General features: G+C 40.0%; 26 protein-coding genes. All 26 read right to left on the reverse strand.

Annotation, left to right across the window (positions count from 1 at the left end; all coding sequences use genetic code 11):
• Positions 1-30: 30 nt before the first annotated feature.
• The 26 genes from HCB49_RS09815 to rplB all read right to left on the reverse strand — a co-directional run bounded on the left by HCB49_RS09815 (position 31) and on the right by rplB (position 13769).
• Positions 31-1125: a DNA glycosylase AlkZ-like family protein gene (locus HCB49_RS09815; protein ID WP_185604836.1), complete on the reverse strand. Its 1095-nt coding sequence runs from the start codon at positions 1123-1125 to the stop codon at positions 31-33.
• 209 nt (positions 1126-1334) lie between these two features.
• On the reverse strand, positions 1335-1742 hold the full coding sequence (gene rplQ / locus HCB49_RS09820; protein WP_003723675.1) for a 50S ribosomal protein L17: 408 nt from the start codon (positions 1740-1742) through the stop codon (positions 1335-1337).
• A 16-nt stretch (positions 1743-1758) separates the two neighbouring features.
• A complete protein-coding gene (locus HCB49_RS09825; RefSeq protein ID WP_003723676.1) occupies positions 1759-2703 on the reverse strand; it encodes a DNA-directed RNA polymerase subunit alpha in 945 nt (314 codons plus the stop codon).
• A 109-nt stretch (positions 2704-2812) separates the two neighbouring features.
• A complete protein-coding gene (gene rpsK, locus HCB49_RS09830) occupies positions 2813-3202 on the reverse strand; it encodes a 30S ribosomal protein S11 (protein ID WP_003720926.1) in 390 nt (129 codons plus the stop codon).
• Positions 3203-3224: 22 nt separating this feature from the next.
• Positions 3225-3590 carry a 30S ribosomal protein S13 gene (rpsM, locus tag HCB49_RS09835; RefSeq protein ID WP_003723677.1) on the reverse strand — a complete coding sequence of 122 codons (366 nt, stop codon included), beginning with the start codon at positions 3588-3590 and terminating at the stop codon, positions 3225-3227.
• A gap of 18 nt (positions 3591-3608) precedes the next feature.
• The gene (gene rpmJ, locus HCB49_RS09840) at positions 3609-3722 is read right to left on the reverse strand and encodes a 50S ribosomal protein L36 (RefSeq protein ID WP_003720928.1); all 114 of its coding nucleotides are present in this window, start codon (positions 3720-3722) and stop codon (positions 3609-3611) included.
• A gap of 103 nt (positions 3723-3825) precedes the next feature.
• Complete coding sequence (gene infA, locus HCB49_RS09845) at positions 3826-4044, reverse strand: translation initiation factor IF-1 (protein ID WP_003720929.1); 219 nt, start codon at positions 4042-4044, stop codon at positions 3826-3828.
• 386 nt (positions 4045-4430) lie between these two features.
• Positions 4431-5078, reverse strand: a complete 648-nt coding sequence (locus HCB49_RS09850) for an adenylate kinase (RefSeq protein ID WP_185391936.1) — start codon at positions 5076-5078, stop codon at positions 4431-4433.
• A gap of 59 nt (positions 5079-5137) precedes the next feature.
• On the reverse strand, positions 5138-6433 hold the full coding sequence (gene secY, locus HCB49_RS09855) for a preprotein translocase subunit SecY (RefSeq protein ID WP_185391935.1): 1296 nt from the start codon (positions 6431-6433) through the stop codon (positions 5138-5140).
• Positions 6433-6873 (reverse strand): 50S ribosomal protein L15, encoded by a 441-nt coding sequence (rplO, locus tag HCB49_RS09860; RefSeq protein WP_003723680.1) that lies wholly within the window; start codon positions 6871-6873, stop codon positions 6433-6435. The genes secY and rplO overlap by 1 nt, the downstream gene beginning before the upstream one ends.
• Positions 6874-6928: 55 nt before the next feature.
• Complete coding sequence (gene rpmD / locus HCB49_RS09865; protein ID WP_003720933.1) at positions 6929-7108, reverse strand: 50S ribosomal protein L30; 180 nt, start codon at positions 7106-7108, stop codon at positions 6929-6931.
• A 16-nt stretch (positions 7109-7124) separates the two neighbouring features.
• Positions 7125-7628, reverse strand: coding sequence for a 30S ribosomal protein S5 (gene rpsE / locus HCB49_RS09870; RefSeq protein WP_185396568.1), 504 nt, complete (start codon positions 7626-7628; stop codon positions 7125-7127).
• Positions 7629-7649: 21 nt separating this feature from the next.
• Positions 7650-8009: a 50S ribosomal protein L18 gene (gene rplR, locus HCB49_RS09875; protein WP_003739848.1), complete on the reverse strand. Its 360-nt coding sequence runs from the start codon at positions 8007-8009 to the stop codon at positions 7650-7652.
• Between the two features lie 39 nt (positions 8010-8048).
• Positions 8049-8585 (reverse strand): 50S ribosomal protein L6, encoded by a 537-nt coding sequence (rplF, locus tag HCB49_RS09880; protein WP_008948847.1) that lies wholly within the window; start codon positions 8583-8585, stop codon positions 8049-8051.
• Between the two features lie 30 nt (positions 8586-8615).
• Entirely contained in the window at positions 8616-9014 is a 399-nt protein-coding gene (gene rpsH, locus HCB49_RS09885; RefSeq protein ID WP_003720937.1) for a 30S ribosomal protein S8, read from the reverse strand.
• A gap of 30 nt (positions 9015-9044) precedes the next feature.
• Positions 9045-9230, reverse strand: coding sequence for a type Z 30S ribosomal protein S14 (locus HCB49_RS09890; protein ID WP_003723684.1), 186 nt, complete (start codon positions 9228-9230; stop codon positions 9045-9047).
• A gap of 30 nt (positions 9231-9260) precedes the next feature.
• Positions 9261-9800, reverse strand: coding sequence for a 50S ribosomal protein L5 (rplE, locus tag HCB49_RS09895; protein WP_003720938.1), 540 nt, complete (start codon positions 9798-9800; stop codon positions 9261-9263).
• Positions 9801-9826: 26 nt separating this feature from the next.
• The gene (rplX, locus tag HCB49_RS09900) at positions 9827-10138 is read right to left on the reverse strand and encodes a 50S ribosomal protein L24 (RefSeq protein ID WP_003728539.1); all 312 of its coding nucleotides are present in this window, start codon (positions 10136-10138) and stop codon (positions 9827-9829) included.
• A 37-nt stretch (positions 10139-10175) separates the two neighbouring features.
• A complete protein-coding gene (rplN, locus tag HCB49_RS09905; RefSeq protein ID WP_003723686.1) occupies positions 10176-10544 on the reverse strand; it encodes a 50S ribosomal protein L14 in 369 nt (122 codons plus the stop codon).
• A gap of 79 nt (positions 10545-10623) precedes the next feature.
• The gene (gene rpsQ / locus HCB49_RS09910; protein ID WP_008948849.1) at positions 10624-10887 is read right to left on the reverse strand and encodes a 30S ribosomal protein S17; all 264 of its coding nucleotides are present in this window, start codon (positions 10885-10887) and stop codon (positions 10624-10626) included.
• A gap of 27 nt (positions 10888-10914) precedes the next feature.
• Positions 10915-11106, reverse strand: coding sequence for a 50S ribosomal protein L29 (gene rpmC / locus HCB49_RS09915; RefSeq protein WP_003720942.1), 192 nt, complete (start codon positions 11104-11106; stop codon positions 10915-10917).
• Entirely contained in the window at positions 11096-11530 is a 435-nt protein-coding gene (gene rplP, locus HCB49_RS09920; RefSeq protein WP_003720943.1) for a 50S ribosomal protein L16, read from the reverse strand. Before rplP ends, rpmC begins: the two co-directional genes overlap by 11 nt.
• Before the next feature lie 2 nt (positions 11531-11532).
• A complete protein-coding gene (rpsC, locus tag HCB49_RS09925) occupies positions 11533-12189 on the reverse strand; it encodes a 30S ribosomal protein S3 (RefSeq protein WP_003720944.1) in 657 nt (218 codons plus the stop codon).
• Positions 12190-12192: 3 nt separating this feature from the next.
• Entirely contained in the window at positions 12193-12549 is a 357-nt protein-coding gene (gene rplV, locus HCB49_RS09930) for a 50S ribosomal protein L22 (RefSeq protein ID WP_003727697.1), read from the reverse strand.
• 20 nt (positions 12550-12569) lie between these two features.
• A complete protein-coding gene (gene rpsS, locus HCB49_RS09935; RefSeq protein ID WP_185391934.1) occupies positions 12570-12848 on the reverse strand; it encodes a 30S ribosomal protein S19 in 279 nt (92 codons plus the stop codon).
• 87 nt (positions 12849-12935) lie between these two features.
• The gene (rplB, locus tag HCB49_RS09940; RefSeq protein ID WP_003727696.1) at positions 12936-13769 is read right to left on the reverse strand and encodes a 50S ribosomal protein L2; all 834 of its coding nucleotides are present in this window, start codon (positions 13767-13769) and stop codon (positions 12936-12938) included.
• Between the last annotated feature and the right edge of the window lie 20 nt (positions 13770-13789).

A 13789-nucleotide genomic window follows, 5' to 3' on the forward strand; every position in this document is an offset into this window, starting at 1 on the left:
GAGAAACCCCATTGTATCGGGGTTTCTCTTTTATATTTGTTCGAAAATACTTCCTTGATAGTTTTTATGAAGGAAATCTGCTAGCTTCATCGCTTCTATTTCTACGGTTTTTTGGCTTTTTTTAGTTAGTTTTTTACTGAGATAAAAATGGAAGACAATTTTGCTGCCGGTCACTTTATATCGCCACGTTCCGATAAATTGCCCATTTATTATTAGTACAGCTTCAATCTGCCCAGCAATACGCCAAATCAAGCTCGTTTCCTTTTCGCTAGCCAACCAATTCTTTTTCGCATAACTAACAAAAAGTGGATCGAATTTCCCTAGTAGTAAAGGCGTGTCCATTTCCAGCTCTTCGTGTGTTTCTATTTTGCTGTAATATGTCTTTCCATCTTCACCAATGTAGCAAATGTAGTTTTCAAGCTGCTTTTCGAGAGTTGCCATGTACTCGCTATTGCGCAAACCACTCCAATGTTTAAAATCCTGAATCGTTGCAGGCCCGTAAGCACTAAAATAACGGTCAATCATTGTTTCGAGGCCTGTTTGATCTCGCTCGATACTTAGCCAACCTTCCTGGGACTCTGAACCAATACGGCTGCGATGACTATAAAATCTCGTTTTGGGAGCTTCGGGTACACAAAACAATTTGCCCTCCAGCGAACCTTGAATAAAAACGCCGCCCCAAGTCATCAACTCTTTTGCCTGATCACCAAATAACGCCGCAAAAGCTTCTTTAGGCACTTTATCTTCACGCAAGAGTAATTCTTCCATTTCTGCCAAAAGATCGTCCAAATCGCGCCCTAACGACTCTGTATGCTTCCGTAACCAATTGTTTTTATTAGCATATACATCATGTACATAAAACCAATCATCTGGCGCAAACATATGGACTGTCATTCTTTGGCCCCAGATTTTGATTAATTCATTTTTATCATAGGTAATTTGCAAATTTTCTTTTGTTAAATTATCTACACGATTAAACAAACTGATCTCACCAAATTGTTGGTACTGCGACTGTATGCCAAATAACGCACGAGTTGCCTCCTCTGCGGTAGCGAATTTGGTTTGTAGTAAACCGGAATTATGTAGTCTATTTTGGACAATTTGCGAGTTAGTTAACGAGCGCATTATTTGGCCTCCTCTTATCTTTGGGATTTACTATAGATGGTTTCTAATATAAAGGCAAGAAAAAAAGACCTGCTATCCGAAGATAACAGGTCAAACAAAAAAAGCCTGCCTCCTAGCCTACGATTAAATAGACTAGGAAACACAGAGCTAGACAAGGAAACACGAAGTCCCCATATCATGACACTCCACTTGCTTTAAACGTTTTATTATTAAACTAATTCAATAATAACCATTGGTGCGCCGTCACCGCGACGTGGACCTTTTTTCAAGATACGAGTGTAACCACCTTGACGTTCCGCGTAACGTGGAGCAACATCATCAAATAGTTTTTGTAGAGCGTATACAGGACGGTTTTTCTTCACAGTAGAACCATCTTTACCTTTAGCATCTACTTGTACTACTTCTACAACTTCATGACGGATGAAAGCAGCTGCTTGACGACGAGCGTGCAAGTCTCCTTTTTTCCCAGAAGTGATTAGTTTTTCAACAACTTTACGAATCTCTTTAGCGCGAGCTTCTGTTGTTTCAATACGTTCAAATACGATTAAATCCGTTGCAAGATCACGTAGTAACGCTTTACGTTGTGAGCTTGTACGACCTAATTTTCTGTAACCCATGGAATTGCCTCCTTTATCAGTTTTCGTTTCTTAGAGATAAGCCAAGGTCAGCCAGTTTTACTTTAACTTCCTCAAGCGATTTACGGCCCAAGTTACGGACTTTCATCATATCGTCTTCGGATTTGTCAGCAAGTTCCTGTACTGTATTGATTCCAGCGCGTTTTAAACAATTATATGAACGAACAGACAAGTCTAATTCTTCAATAGTCATTTCAAGCACTTTCTCTTTATGGCTTTCTTCTTTTTCAATCATAATTTCAGCTTTTTGTGCTTCATCTGTTAAGTTAACGAAGATACTTAAATGCTCAGAAAGAATTTTAGCTCCAAGTGAAACTGCTTCTTCTGGGCTGATACTTCCGTCAGTTAACACATCAAACGTAAGCTTATCATAATTAGTTGATTGTCCAACACGTGTATTTTCCACTTGATAGTTCACACGGATAACCGGTGAAAAGATTGAATCGACTGGAAGTACACCAATTGGCATATTTTCGCGTTTATTTTGATCAGCAGGTGTGTAACCACGACCACGAGTCGCATTTAAACGCACATGAAATTTAGCATTATCACTTAATGTAGCAATGTGTAAGTCGGGATTTAAAATCTCAACGTCGCTGTCATAATTAATGTCAGCTGCAGTTACTACACCAGGACCTTGCATATCGATTTCTAATGTTTTTTCTTCATCAGAATAGATTTTTAGTGCAAGTTTTTTGATATTTAAAATCATGGTTGTTACATCTTCTACTACACCTTCAATTACAGAAAACTCATGTAAAGCTCCATCAATTTGGATAGAGGTTACTGCTGCACCTGGAAGAGAAGATAATAGAATACGACGTAAGGAGTTACCCAAAGTTGTACCATATCCACGCTCAAGTGGCTCTACAACAAACTTTCCATACTTGGCATCATCGCTGATCTCAATCGTCTCGATTTTTGGCTTTTCAATTTCGATCATTCAAATTTACCCTCCTTCAAAACGTCTAGAATATCAGTCTTTATGTCAAACTCTCTGCCTTGATAGTTAAGACAGTAAAAATCTACTATTGGCAAAAGAAAACGACCACTTATACGCGACGACGTTTTGGAGGACGACATCCGTTATGTGGAACTGGAGTTACATCTTTAATAGCTGTTACTTCAAGACCAGCTGCTTGTAGTGCACGGATAGCCGCTTCACGACCTGAACCAGGACCTTTAACAGTTACTTCTAATGTTTTTAAACCATGTTCTTGTGCTGATTTTGCTGCACTTTCAGCTGCCATTTGCGCTGCGAAAGGAGTAGATTTACGAGAACCTTTAAATCCTAGAGAACCTGCACTTGACCAAGCTAAAGCATTACCATGTGTGTCAGTAATCATTACGATCGTATTATTAAATGTAGAACGAATGTGTGCAATACCAGATTCGATATTCTTTTTCACACGGCGTTTACGAGTATTTGTTTTACGAGCCATTCACTAACTACCTCCTTTACTATTATTTCTTTTTGCCTGCTACTGTTTTGGACGGGCCTTTACGAGTACGGGCATTATTTTTTGTATTTTGTCCGCGAACTGGAAGTCCACGACGGTGACGCATGCCACGGTAAGAACCGATTTCGATTAGACGTTTAATGTTTAAGTTTACTTCACGACGAAGGTCACCTTCAACTTTAATACGGTCTAAGATTTCACGGATTTTACCTAGCTCTTCTTCAGTTAAATCACGAGTACGAGTATCTTCAGAAACGCCAGCTTCAGCAAGAACTTCTTTAGCTGTTTGTTTACCGATACCATAAATGTAAGTCAGGGAAATAACAATACGTTTTTCACGTGGAACGTCCACACCTGCAATACGTGCCATTTACTTAAGCACCTCCTCTTATCCTTGTTTTTGTTTATGTTTTGGATTTTCACAAATTACCATTACTTTACCTTTACGACGAATAACTTTACATTTTTCGCACATAGGTTTCACTGATGGTCTTACTTTCATATAGATATACCTCCTTGTTTATTAGAGAAAATGTCTCTATAAACCGATAATTTCTAAGCTGGATAAACCAGACCGGTATATAAATTCAATTTCGGAGTGCAAATTATTTGAAACGATAAGTAATTCTTCCGCGTGTCAGGTCGTATGGAGAAAGCTCTACTGTCACTTTATCTCCAGGTAAAATACGAATGTAATGCATGCGGATTTTACCAGAAACAGTTGCCAGTACTTTATGACCATTTTCGAGTTCAACATTGAACATCGCGTTTGGTAGAGTTTCTTGTACTACGCCTTCTACTTCAATAACATCTTCCTTTGCCATATGTTTGCTACCTCCTTCTTGTATTCTTGGATTTGTTCCTGATGCAGGCCTAATCCTTTCAGTGTAACTATTTCTCTTACATGAAAAAAACGTAAAACATGCAAAAATGGATGCACTTCATTAAAAGGCAACACATTTCGCCAGCTTTTCAGACAACCTGTAAAAGTGAAATCCGTAAAACCAGAAGAACTGTCACTCGCAAAAGCATTGCGGCGGAACAGGTCAGGGTAGAACATATACGTCATTCGGATGATCTTCAAACGGTTCTCTCGTTCATCATGATTTGCATAGATGCCTTTAATTCCACTGCCAATTATCCATTATACTACAAATTAATCTAATTTGCACGCATTGATTTTGACAGTGATTTCAGCACAGCTCACTCCTCAAAAAGAAGCAAGAATTTTTTCCACATCTACAAAAACGTCATTAATATCTTGCTCGCCGTTTATGCTATGAAGTTTACCCTTTTCGGAGTAAAAATCAAGAAGCGGCTTGGTCTGTTTCATATTTACATTTAGTCGATTTTCAACGGTTTCTTTCTTGTCGTCCTCACGTTGGTAAAGTTCTCCACCATCTAAATCACATTTCCCAGCAACTTTCGGTGGGTTGTAAATTTCATGGTAAGTTTTACCGCAAGTCCGGCAAATCCAGCGACCAGTAAGACGTTTCATTAAAACATCTTTCTCAACGTCAATGTTAATGACAGCATCAAGTTCTGTTCCTAAATCACGTAGAATATTTTCAAGCTCTTCTGCTTGTTCCACAGTACGCGGAAAACCATCAAGCAAGAAGCCATCCTTAGCATCATCTTCGGCTAAACGTTCACGAACGATACCATTTGTTACTTCGTCAGGAACAAGATCGCCGTTATCCATAAAGGATTTAGCCTTGCGTCCTAACTCTGTGTTATTTTTCATAGCTGCTCGGAACATATCTCCAGTGGAAATATGAGGAATGTTGTATTTCTCAACAATCTGTTCCGCTTGTGTGCCTTTTCCGGCGCCGGGCAGTCCCATTAATACTAATTTCAACTGTTTCGCCCCTTATTACGCGCTAGCTCCTGCTAGGAATCCCTAACAAGAACTGCGTGTTATTTGATAAATCCCCGATAGTTCCTTTTTACAAGTTGTCCTTCGAGTTGTTTCGTAGTATCTAATGCTACCCCGATAACAATTAGTAGGCTTGTACCACCAACGGCTAACGACTGAGGTAAACTAAACACAGTAGTACCGATAGTTGGAAGTATAGCAACCGCTGAAAGGAAAATTGCACCAACAAATGTTAGTCGGTAAAGTACCGATGTAAGATAAGCTTGTGTTTCCCGACCAGGACGTTTACTAGGAATATACCCACCTTGCTTTTTCAAGTTGTCTGCAACTTTCTCAGGGTTCACTTGAATGAAAGCATAGAAATAAGTGAAAGCAACAATTAGTGCAACATATAAAATCATACCAATTGGTTTTGTGTAATCAAACACGTCTTTCAATACTTTTACCACATCGTTACTTTGATCAAAGAAAGTAAGAATGGTTTGCGGTGTAATAATAAATGCACTTGCAAAGATAACTGGGATAACTCCGGCAGAGTTAAGTTTTAACGGCAAGTGCGTTGCTTGCGCGCCCGATTGTTTTGCTCCTGCTACACGTTTAGAGTATTGAATTGGAATTTTACGTAATGCTTGTTGGAAGAAGATTACAGCTACAACAATAGCTAAAATCGCAACCCCTACACCAACTAACGTCAGAACATGTAGGAAAAGTTGATCACCAGCGTTTTCGATTTGCGAAACATATAGTTGACGTACTCCATCAGGAATACGAGCAACAATACCTGCAAAGATAATGATGGAGACACCATTACCAACACCTTTAACAGTGATTTGCTCTCCTAACCACATTAAGAACATTGTACCAGTAGTTAATACAACAGCGATAATTGCATATCTACCTATGGAAGGTTCAATAACTAGGCCAGCTGCTGACATGCGGTTAAACCCGTATGCCATACCGAAAGCTTCAACTAAACCAAGTCCAATTGTCATGTATCTAGTAAGTTGATTGAGTTTTTTACGACCCATTTCCCCTTGCTTAGACCACTCAGTCAATTTAGGAACAACGTCCATTTGAAGTAACTGAACAATAATGGAAGATGTAATGTAAGGCATTACACCCATGGCAAAAATTGAGAAGTTTTTTAAAGCCCCACCATTAAATGTATTTAAGAACCCCAAAATACCGCCATCCATACTAGATTGTAGTGCTGCTGCGTTAACTCCCGGTACTGGCACGAATGTACCAATACGGAAAATAACTAGCATTGCTAATGTAAATAGTATTTTTTTACGGATGTCTGCTACTTTGAAGAAGTTAACTAACGTTTGAAACATTAGATCACCTCAGTTTTTCCGCCAGCTGCTTCAATTGCTTCTTTTGCAGCTGCAGAGAATTTGTTCGCTTTCACAGTAAGTTTTTTCTCGATATTTCCATTAGATAAAATCTTGATTCCGGATTTTTCATTACGAATAATTCCAGTTTCAACTAAAAGTTCTGGCGTTACTTCTGTACCATCTTCAAAGCGGTTTAAAACATCCAAGTTCACGATAGCAAATTCTTTACGGTTGATGTTTGTGAATCCACGTTTTGGAATACGACGGAAAAGTGGAAGTTGTCCACCTTCAAAACCTAAACGTACGCCACCACCAGAACGAGCTTTTTGTCCTTTATGACCGCGTCCTGAAGTTTTGCCGTTACCAGAGCCTGTTCCACGACCAACACGATTACGTTCTTTACGAGAACCTTCTGAAGGCTTAAGTTCATGTAGTTTCATGTCAAGCACCTCCTCCTATTTAACAAATTCTATCAAATTGCATAATTTTTTAAGCTTAAACTTCTTTGACGTCCACTAAATGACTTACTTTAGTGATCATCCCACGAATTGCAGGATTATCTTCTTTAACCACTACAGAATTTGTTTTACCAAGACCTAATGCTTGAACAGTTTTGCGTTGTGGTTGAGGGCGTCCGATTAAGCTACGTTTTAGAGTAATTTCTAACTTCGCCATAATGATAATTCCCTCCTTATCCTAACAATTCTTCTACTGTTTTGCCACGAAGTTTCGCAACATCTTCAGCGTTTTTCAGTTGTTTAATTCCGTCGATTGTAGCACGAACCATGTTAATTGGTGTATTAGATCCAAGCGATTTGGAAGATACATCAGCAACACCGGCAAGTTCTAGGACCGCACGAACGGGACCACCAGCAGTTACACCAGAACCGGCACTAGCAGGTTTAAGAAGAATTTCTCCGCCACCAAAATGTCCGACTACAGTGTGTGGAATAGTTGTGTCTACAGTTGGTACACGCACCATGTTCTTTTTAGCATCCTCAACAGCTTTACGGATAGCATCTGGAACTTCTTGCGCTTTACCAGTACCGAAACCAACATGACCGTTTTTGTCTCCAACAACAACAAGTGCTGTGAAACGGAAACGACGTCCACCTTTAACTACTTTAGCAACACGGTTGATTGTAACAACGCGTTCTTCTAAATCTAATTTGTTTCCATCAATTTGCTCAGGCATGTAATATGTCCCTCCTTCTTATTAAAATTCTAGTCCATTTTCGCGAGCTGCTTCAGCAAGAGCTTTCACGCGGCCATGATATAAGTATCCTCCACGGTCAAAAGTGACAGAAGTAATACCTTTTTCGGAAGCACGTTTAGCAACTAGTTCGCCAACTTTGCTTGCTGCATCAACTTTGGATTCAGCAGAACCGAAATCTTTATCTAAATTAGACGCACTTGCAAGTGTCACACCATTTACATCATCAATAATTTGAGCATAAATGTTTTTGTTTGAACGGAATACGTTTAAACGTGGACGACTTTCAGTTCCAGAAATCTTAGAACGAACACGAGCATGTCTTTTTTTACGTACTTTATTTTTGTCGATTTTGGTAATCACACGACTCACCTCTTCTCTCATTTGCCTAATTAAGCGGCATTATTTACCAGTTTTACCTTCTTTACGGCGTACATGTTCGCCTTCGTAACGAATACCTTTACCTTTATATGGCTCTGGTGGACGTACGGCACGAATGTTTGCAGCTAACTCGCCAACGTGTTCTTTGTTGTATCCTTTAACAATCACTTGTGTGTTTGCAGGAACTTCAATATCTACGCCTTTAGGAGCAACAAACTCTACTGGATGAGAGTACCCTACGTTAAGAACAAGCTTGTCGCCTTGTTTTTGCGCACGGTAACCAACACCGATAAGTTCTAATTTCTTTTCATAACCCTCGGAAACTCCGACAACCATGTTATTAAGAATAGCACGAGTTGTACCATGAAGTGCACGGTGGTTTTTATTATCAGACGGGCGAGAAACGTTAATTTCGTTGCCTTCGATTTTAATAGTAATTTCTGGGTTGAACTCTTTTACAAGTTCACCTTTAGGACCTTTAACTGTTGCTGTTGATCCATTAAGTGTAACTGTTACACCTGCAGGAATCACAATAGTTTTTTTACCTATACGGGACATTTATTGCACCTCCTTATGGTTTACTTTTTCTTACCAAACGTATGCTAGTACTTCTCCGCCGACTTGTTTAGCACGGGCTTCTTTGTCGGTTAAAACACCTTGGGAAGTAGACACGATTGCGATACCTAGACCGTTAAGTACTTTAGGCACCTCAGTTGATTTTGCATATACACGTAAACCTGGTTTACTGATACGTTTCAAACCAGTGATTACACGTTCGCCAGTCGCTCCATATTTTAAGAAAACACGGATTGTTCCAGCATTGTCATCTTCAATATATTCAACGTCACGGATAAAACCTTCACGCTTCAATATTTCAGCAATTTCTTTTTTGATTTTGGATGCAGGCAGTTCTAATTTATCATGTTTAACCATGTTTGCATTACGAATGCGAGTTAGAAAATCTGCAATTGGATCTGTCATCACCATGTATAATACCCTCCTTCCTTAAACTCTTTCTTACCAGCTTGCTTTTTTCACGCCGGGAATTTGACCTTTATAGGCAAGTTCACGGAAACAAATACGGCATAATTTAAATTTGCGAATAACGGAATGTGGACGACCACAACGTTCACAACGAGTATATGCTTGAACAGCGTATTTAGGTGTACGTTTTTGCTTCGCGATCATGGATTTCTTAGCCACGTTTTCGCCTCCCTACTAAATTAGTTTTGATTACTTTTGAAATGGCATCCCTAGTTGAGTTAGTAACTCATGAGATTCTTCATCACTTTTGGCAGTTGTAACGATTACTACGTCCATACCGCGTACTTTTGATACTTGATCGTAATCAATTTCAGGGAAAATAAGTTGCTCTCTAACACCCAACGTATAGTTACCACGACCATCGAAAGCTTTTTTCGATACGCCACGGAAATCACGAACACGTGGAAGTGAAACAGTAACTAATTTATCTAAGAAATCATACATGCGTTCACCACGCAAAGTTACTTTAGCACCGATTGGCATTCCTTCACGAAGACGGAAACCAGCGATAGAATTTTTTGCTTTTGTGATTACAGGTTTTTGACCAGTGATAAGAGCTAACTCCTCAACTGCACTGTCTAAAACTTTCGCATTTGCTGTAGCGTCACCAACACCAGTGTTGATTACGATTTTATCTATTTTTGGAACCTCCATTACGGAGTCATAATTGAATTTGCTCATTAAAGCAGGAACAATTTCCTTAAGATATTGATCTTTAAGGCGATTCATGTAATATTCCCTCCTTCCTACGACTATTATTTATCTATTACTTCACCGGATTTTTTTGCTACGCGTACTTTTTTGTCGCCTTTAACTTCGTATCCTACACGAGTAGGTTCGCCTGTTTTAGGGTCAATTAGCATTACGTTTGAAACGTGGATTGGTGCTTCAACATTCAAGATTCCGCCTTGCGGGTTGACGTTGGAAGGTTTTGTATGTTTTTTAACCATATTGATTCCTTCGATAAGTACGCGATCCTTTTTCGGAAATGCTGCGAGCACTTTGCCGGATTTGCCTTTATCTTTACCAGTAATAACTTTTACTTTATCACCTTTTTTGACATGCATTGGTATAGCACCTCCTTGATTTCTTGGAACTTATTTTTTAAAGAACTTCTGGAGCTAAAGAAACGATCTTCATAAAGTTGTTTTCACGAAGTTCGCGAGCAACAGGTCCAAAAATACGTGTTCCACGAGGACTTTTATCGTCACGGATAATGACACATGCATTTTCATCAAACTTGATGTAAGAACCGTCTTGACGACGTGCTCCACTCTTAGTACGAACGATTACTGCTTTAACAACTTCACCTTTTTTGACAACGCCGCCTGGTGTTGCTTGTTTAACGGTACACACGACAACATCGCCAATGTTAGCAGTTTTGCGTCCTGATCCACCTAGTACTTTAATAGTTAAAACTTCACGAGCACCAGAGTTATCAGCCACTTTCATACGACTTTCTTGTTGAATCATTAGGACACCCTCCTTCCAGAATAACGGGTCGGAAAAATTGCACTCGGCAACTTTTCACAATCTATTTTTAACTTTTGATTTAGATAATTACTGCTTCTTCTACAACTTCTAATAAACGGAAATGTTTAGTTGCAGACAATGGACGAGTTTCGGAAATACGAACTACATCGCCAGCTTTTGCAATGTTATTTTCATCATGCGCTTTGAATTTTTTAGAATACTTCACGCGTTTACCGTACAAACCATGTTTCTTGTACGTTTCAACAACCACGGTAATTGTTTTATCCATTTTATCGGATACAACACGACCAGTATAAACTTTACGTTGGTTACGGTCAGCCATGTATTAAAACCTCCTTACGATTCTTTTTTAAGCAAGTTCTCTTTCTCGAACGATTGTTTTCATACGGGCAATTGCTTTACGAACCTCACGAATACGTGCGGTGTTTTCTAATTGACCAGTAGCTAATTGAAAGCGCAGGTTGAAGAGCTCTTCTTTCAAAGCTTTTTCTTGATCTTGGATTTCGGTAGTGGATAAATCACGGATATCATTAGCTTTCATTTGCTTCACCACCAATTTCTTCACGTTTAACGATCTTAGTTTTGACCGGCAGTTTGTGTGCTGCTAGACGTAATGCTTCACGCGCCACATCTTCAGGAACACCTGCGATTTCAAACATAATTTTGCCACGTTTGACTGGGCTTACCCAACCTTCCGGAGCACCTTTACCTTTACCCATCCGAACCCCGATTGGTTTAGAAGTGTAAGATTTATGAGGGAAAATTTTAATCCAAACTTTACCGCCACGTTTCATGTAACGAGTCATTGCGATACGAGCTGCTTCGATTTGACGGTTTGTAATCCAAGAAGCTTCAACTGCTTGAAGACCATATTCACCAAATGCAACTTCAGTTCCGCCTTTCGCGCGTCCACGCATGTTTCCGCGGAATTCACGACGGTATTTTACACGTTTAGGAACTAACATTATTATTTTCCTCCTTCCACATTGTTTTTCTTCGTAGGAAGGACTTCACCGCGGTAGATCCAGACTTTAACGCCTAGTTTACCATAAGTTGTGTCAGCTTCTTCCCATGCGTAGTCGATGTCGGCACGCAATGTATGAAGAGGTACTGTTCCTTCGCTATAGTGTTCAGCACGAGCGATATCCGCTCCGCCAAGACGACCAGATACTTGAGTTTTGATACCTTTTGCTCCAGCACGCATAGTACGTTGGATAGCTTGTTTTTGCGCACGACGGAAAGATACACGACCTTCCAATTGACGAGCGATATTTTCAGCAACCAATTTTGCGTCTAGGTCAGCACGTTTGATTTCTACGATGTTGATATGAACACGTTTTTGAGTAAGTTCGTTTAAGTTTTTGCGTAATGCTTCAACTTCAGAACCACCTTTACCGATAACCATACCAGGTTTTGCAGTATGAATAGTGATATTCACACGGTTAGCTGCACGTTCGATTTCTACACGAGAAACAGAAGCGTCAGATAGACGTTTTGCAACGTAATCACGGATGCGTAAATCTTCATGTAAGAAGTCCGCATAATCTTTTTCCGCGTACCATTTGGAGTCCCAATCACGGATGACACCGATACGCATACCTATTGGATGTACTTTTTGACCCACGAATTATCCCTCCTTCACTTCAGATACCACAACTGTAATGTGGCTAGTACGTTTGTTGATTGCACTTGCACGACCTTGTGCACGTGGACGGAAACGTTTAAGTGTTGGACCTTCGTCAACAAATGCTTCCTCTACTACAAGGTTGTTAATGTCTAAATCATAGTTATGCTCTGCGTTAGCAATAGCAGATTTTAATACTTTTTCAATAATTGGGGAAGCTGATCTTGGAGTATACTTCAAGATTGCAATTGCTTCGCCAACTTGCTTGCCTCGAATTAAATCAATGACGATTCTAGCTTTGCGAGGAGCAATACGAACCGTTTTGGCAACGGCTTTTGCGCTTGTAACTTCACTTGCCATTAGGATATCCTCCTCTCAAATTAGCGTTTAGTTTTTTTATCGTCGCCCGCATGACCGCGGTACGTACGAGTTGGTGCGAATTCGCCCAGTTTGTGTCCTACCATATCTTCTTGAACATAAACAGGAACGTGTTTACGTCCATCATATACAGCGATTGTTAGTCCAACAAAAGTTGGGAAAATCGTGGAGCGACGAGACCAAGTTTTAATTACTTGTTTCTTTTCGCTTTCTGCTGCAGCGTCCACTTTCTTCATCAAGTGGCCATCAACAAAAGGTCCTTTTTTCAAACTACGACCCATGACGGAACCTCCCTTCGCATAGTCAGGAAGCTGAGAACGCATGTCCTCGCTATCCTGCTACCAATTTTATTCAATCTATTAATCCGATTATTTTTTCTTACGACGACGTACGATAAATTTATCGGAGTTGTTGTTTTTCTTACGTGTTTTGTATCCAAGAGTTGGTTTACCCCATGGAGACATTGGCGATTTACGGCCGATTGGAGCTTTACCTTCACCACCACCGTGTGGGTGATCGTTCGGGTTCATTACAGATCCACGAACAGTTGGGCGTTTACCCATCCAACGTGAACGACCTGCTTTACCGATGTTGATAAGTTCATGTTGTTCGTTACCAACTTGACCGATTGTAGCACGGCAAGTAGCAAGAATCATGCGAACTTCACCGGAGTTTAAGCGGATTAATACGTATTTGCCTTCTTTACCAAGTACTTGAGCACTTGTTCCAGCAGAACGTACTAATTGTCCACCTTTACCAGGTTTCATTTCGATATTGTGGATAACAGTACCCACTGGAATATCTTTTAATTCTAGTGCATTACCAACTTTAATGTCAGCTTCTGCTCCTGAATAAATTGTTTGACCTACTTCAAGGCCTTTCGCTGCGATAATGTAGCGTTTTTCTCCATCAGCATAGTTGATTAGAGCGATATTAGCAGAACGGTTTGGATCGTACTCGATCGTTGCAACGCGTCCAGGAATACCATCTTTGTTACGTTTGAAATCAATCACGCGGTATTGGCGTTTATGGCCACCGCCGTGATGACGAACAGTTAACTTACCTTGGTTATTGCGTCCGGCTTTCTTTTTAAGAGGACGTAGTAAAGATTTTTCTGGAGTACTTGTAGTAATCTCAGCGAAATCAGAACTAGTCATGTGCCGGCGCCCGTTAGTGGTAGGTTTATACTTTTTGATCGCCATTGTTTCCCCTCCTCGTTAGA

Source organism: Listeria cossartiae subsp. cayugensis (genome assembly GCF_014229095.1).
Taxonomy (GTDB): Bacteria; Bacillota; Bacilli; order Lactobacillales; family Listeriaceae; genus Listeria; species Listeria cayugensis.

Excerpts from the sequence above, each read along its gene's own strand:
- HCB49_RS09815 (WP_185604836.1), bottom strand. The coding sequence starts at position 1,125 with ATGCGCTCGTTAACTAACTCGCAAATTGTCCAAAATAGACTACATAAT.
- rplV (WP_003727697.1), bottom strand. The coding sequence starts at position 12,549 with ATGGCAAGTGAAGTTACAAGCGCAAAAGCCGTTGCCAAAACGGTTCGT.
- rpsK (WP_003720926.1), bottom strand. The coding sequence starts at position 3,202 with ATGGCTCGTAAAACAAATACTCGTAAACGCCGTGTGAAAAAGAATATC.
- secY (WP_185391935.1), bottom strand. The coding sequence starts at position 6,433 with ATGTTTCAAACGTTAGTTAACTTCTTCAAAGTAGCAGACATCCGTAAA.
- rpsE (WP_185396568.1), bottom strand. The coding sequence starts at position 7,628 with ATGCCTGAGCAAATTGATGGAAACAAATTAGATTTAGAAGAACGCGTT.
- rplE (WP_003720938.1), bottom strand. The coding sequence starts at position 9,800 with ATGAATCGCCTTAAAGATCAATATCTTAAGGAAATTGTTCCTGCTTTA.
- rplQ (WP_003723675.1), bottom strand. The coding sequence starts at position 1,742 with ATGGGTTACAGAAAATTAGGTCGTACAAGCTCACAACGTAAAGCGTTA.
- rplB (WP_003727696.1), bottom strand. The coding sequence starts at position 13,769 with ATGGCGATCAAAAAGTATAAACCTACCACTAACGGGCGCCGGCACATG.
- rpsM (WP_003723677.1), bottom strand. The coding sequence starts at position 3,590 with ATGGCACGTATTGCAGGTGTGGACGTTCCACGTGAAAAACGTATTGTT.
- rplX (WP_003728539.1), bottom strand. The coding sequence starts at position 10,138 with ATGCATGTCAAAAAAGGTGATAAAGTAAAAGTTATTACTGGTAAAGAT.
- rplF (WP_008948847.1), bottom strand. The coding sequence starts at position 8,585 with ATGTCCCGTATAGGTAAAAAAACTATTGTGATTCCTGCAGGTGTAACA.
- rpsH (WP_003720937.1), bottom strand. The coding sequence starts at position 9,014 with ATGGTGATGACAGATCCAATTGCAGATTTTCTAACTCGCATTCGTAAT.
- rpmC (WP_003720942.1), bottom strand. The coding sequence starts at position 11,106 with ATGAAAGCTAATGATATCCGTGATTTATCCACTACCGAAATCCAAGAT.
- rpmD (WP_003720933.1), bottom strand. The coding sequence starts at position 7,108 with ATGGCGAAGTTAGAAATTACTCTAAAACGTAGCTTAATCGGACGCCCT.
- rplO (WP_003723680.1), bottom strand. The coding sequence starts at position 6,873 with ATGAAACTACATGAACTTAAGCCTTCAGAAGGTTCTCGTAAAGAACGT.
- rplN (WP_003723686.1), bottom strand. The coding sequence starts at position 10,544 with ATGATTCAACAAGAAAGTCGTATGAAAGTGGCTGATAACTCTGGTGCT.
- rpsS (WP_185391934.1), bottom strand. The coding sequence starts at position 12,848 with ATGGGTCGTAGTTTGAAAAAAGGACCTTTTGTTGATGGCCACTTGATG.
- rplP (WP_003720943.1), bottom strand. The coding sequence starts at position 11,530 with ATGTTAGTTCCTAAACGTGTAAAATACCGTCGTGAATTCCGCGGAAAC.
- rpmJ (WP_003720928.1), bottom strand. The coding sequence starts at position 3,722 with ATGAAAGTAAGACCATCAGTGAAACCTATGTGCGAAAAATGTAAAGTT.
- rpsQ (WP_008948849.1), bottom strand. The coding sequence starts at position 10,887 with ATGGCTGACCGTAACCAACGTAAAGTTTATACTGGTCGTGTTGTATCC.
- HCB49_RS09825 (WP_003723676.1), bottom strand. The coding sequence starts at position 2,703 with ATGATCGAAATTGAAAAGCCAAAAATCGAGACGATTGAGATCAGCGAT.
- infA (WP_003720929.1), bottom strand. The coding sequence starts at position 4,044 with ATGGCAAAGGAAGATGTTATTGAAGTAGAAGGCGTAGTACAAGAAACT.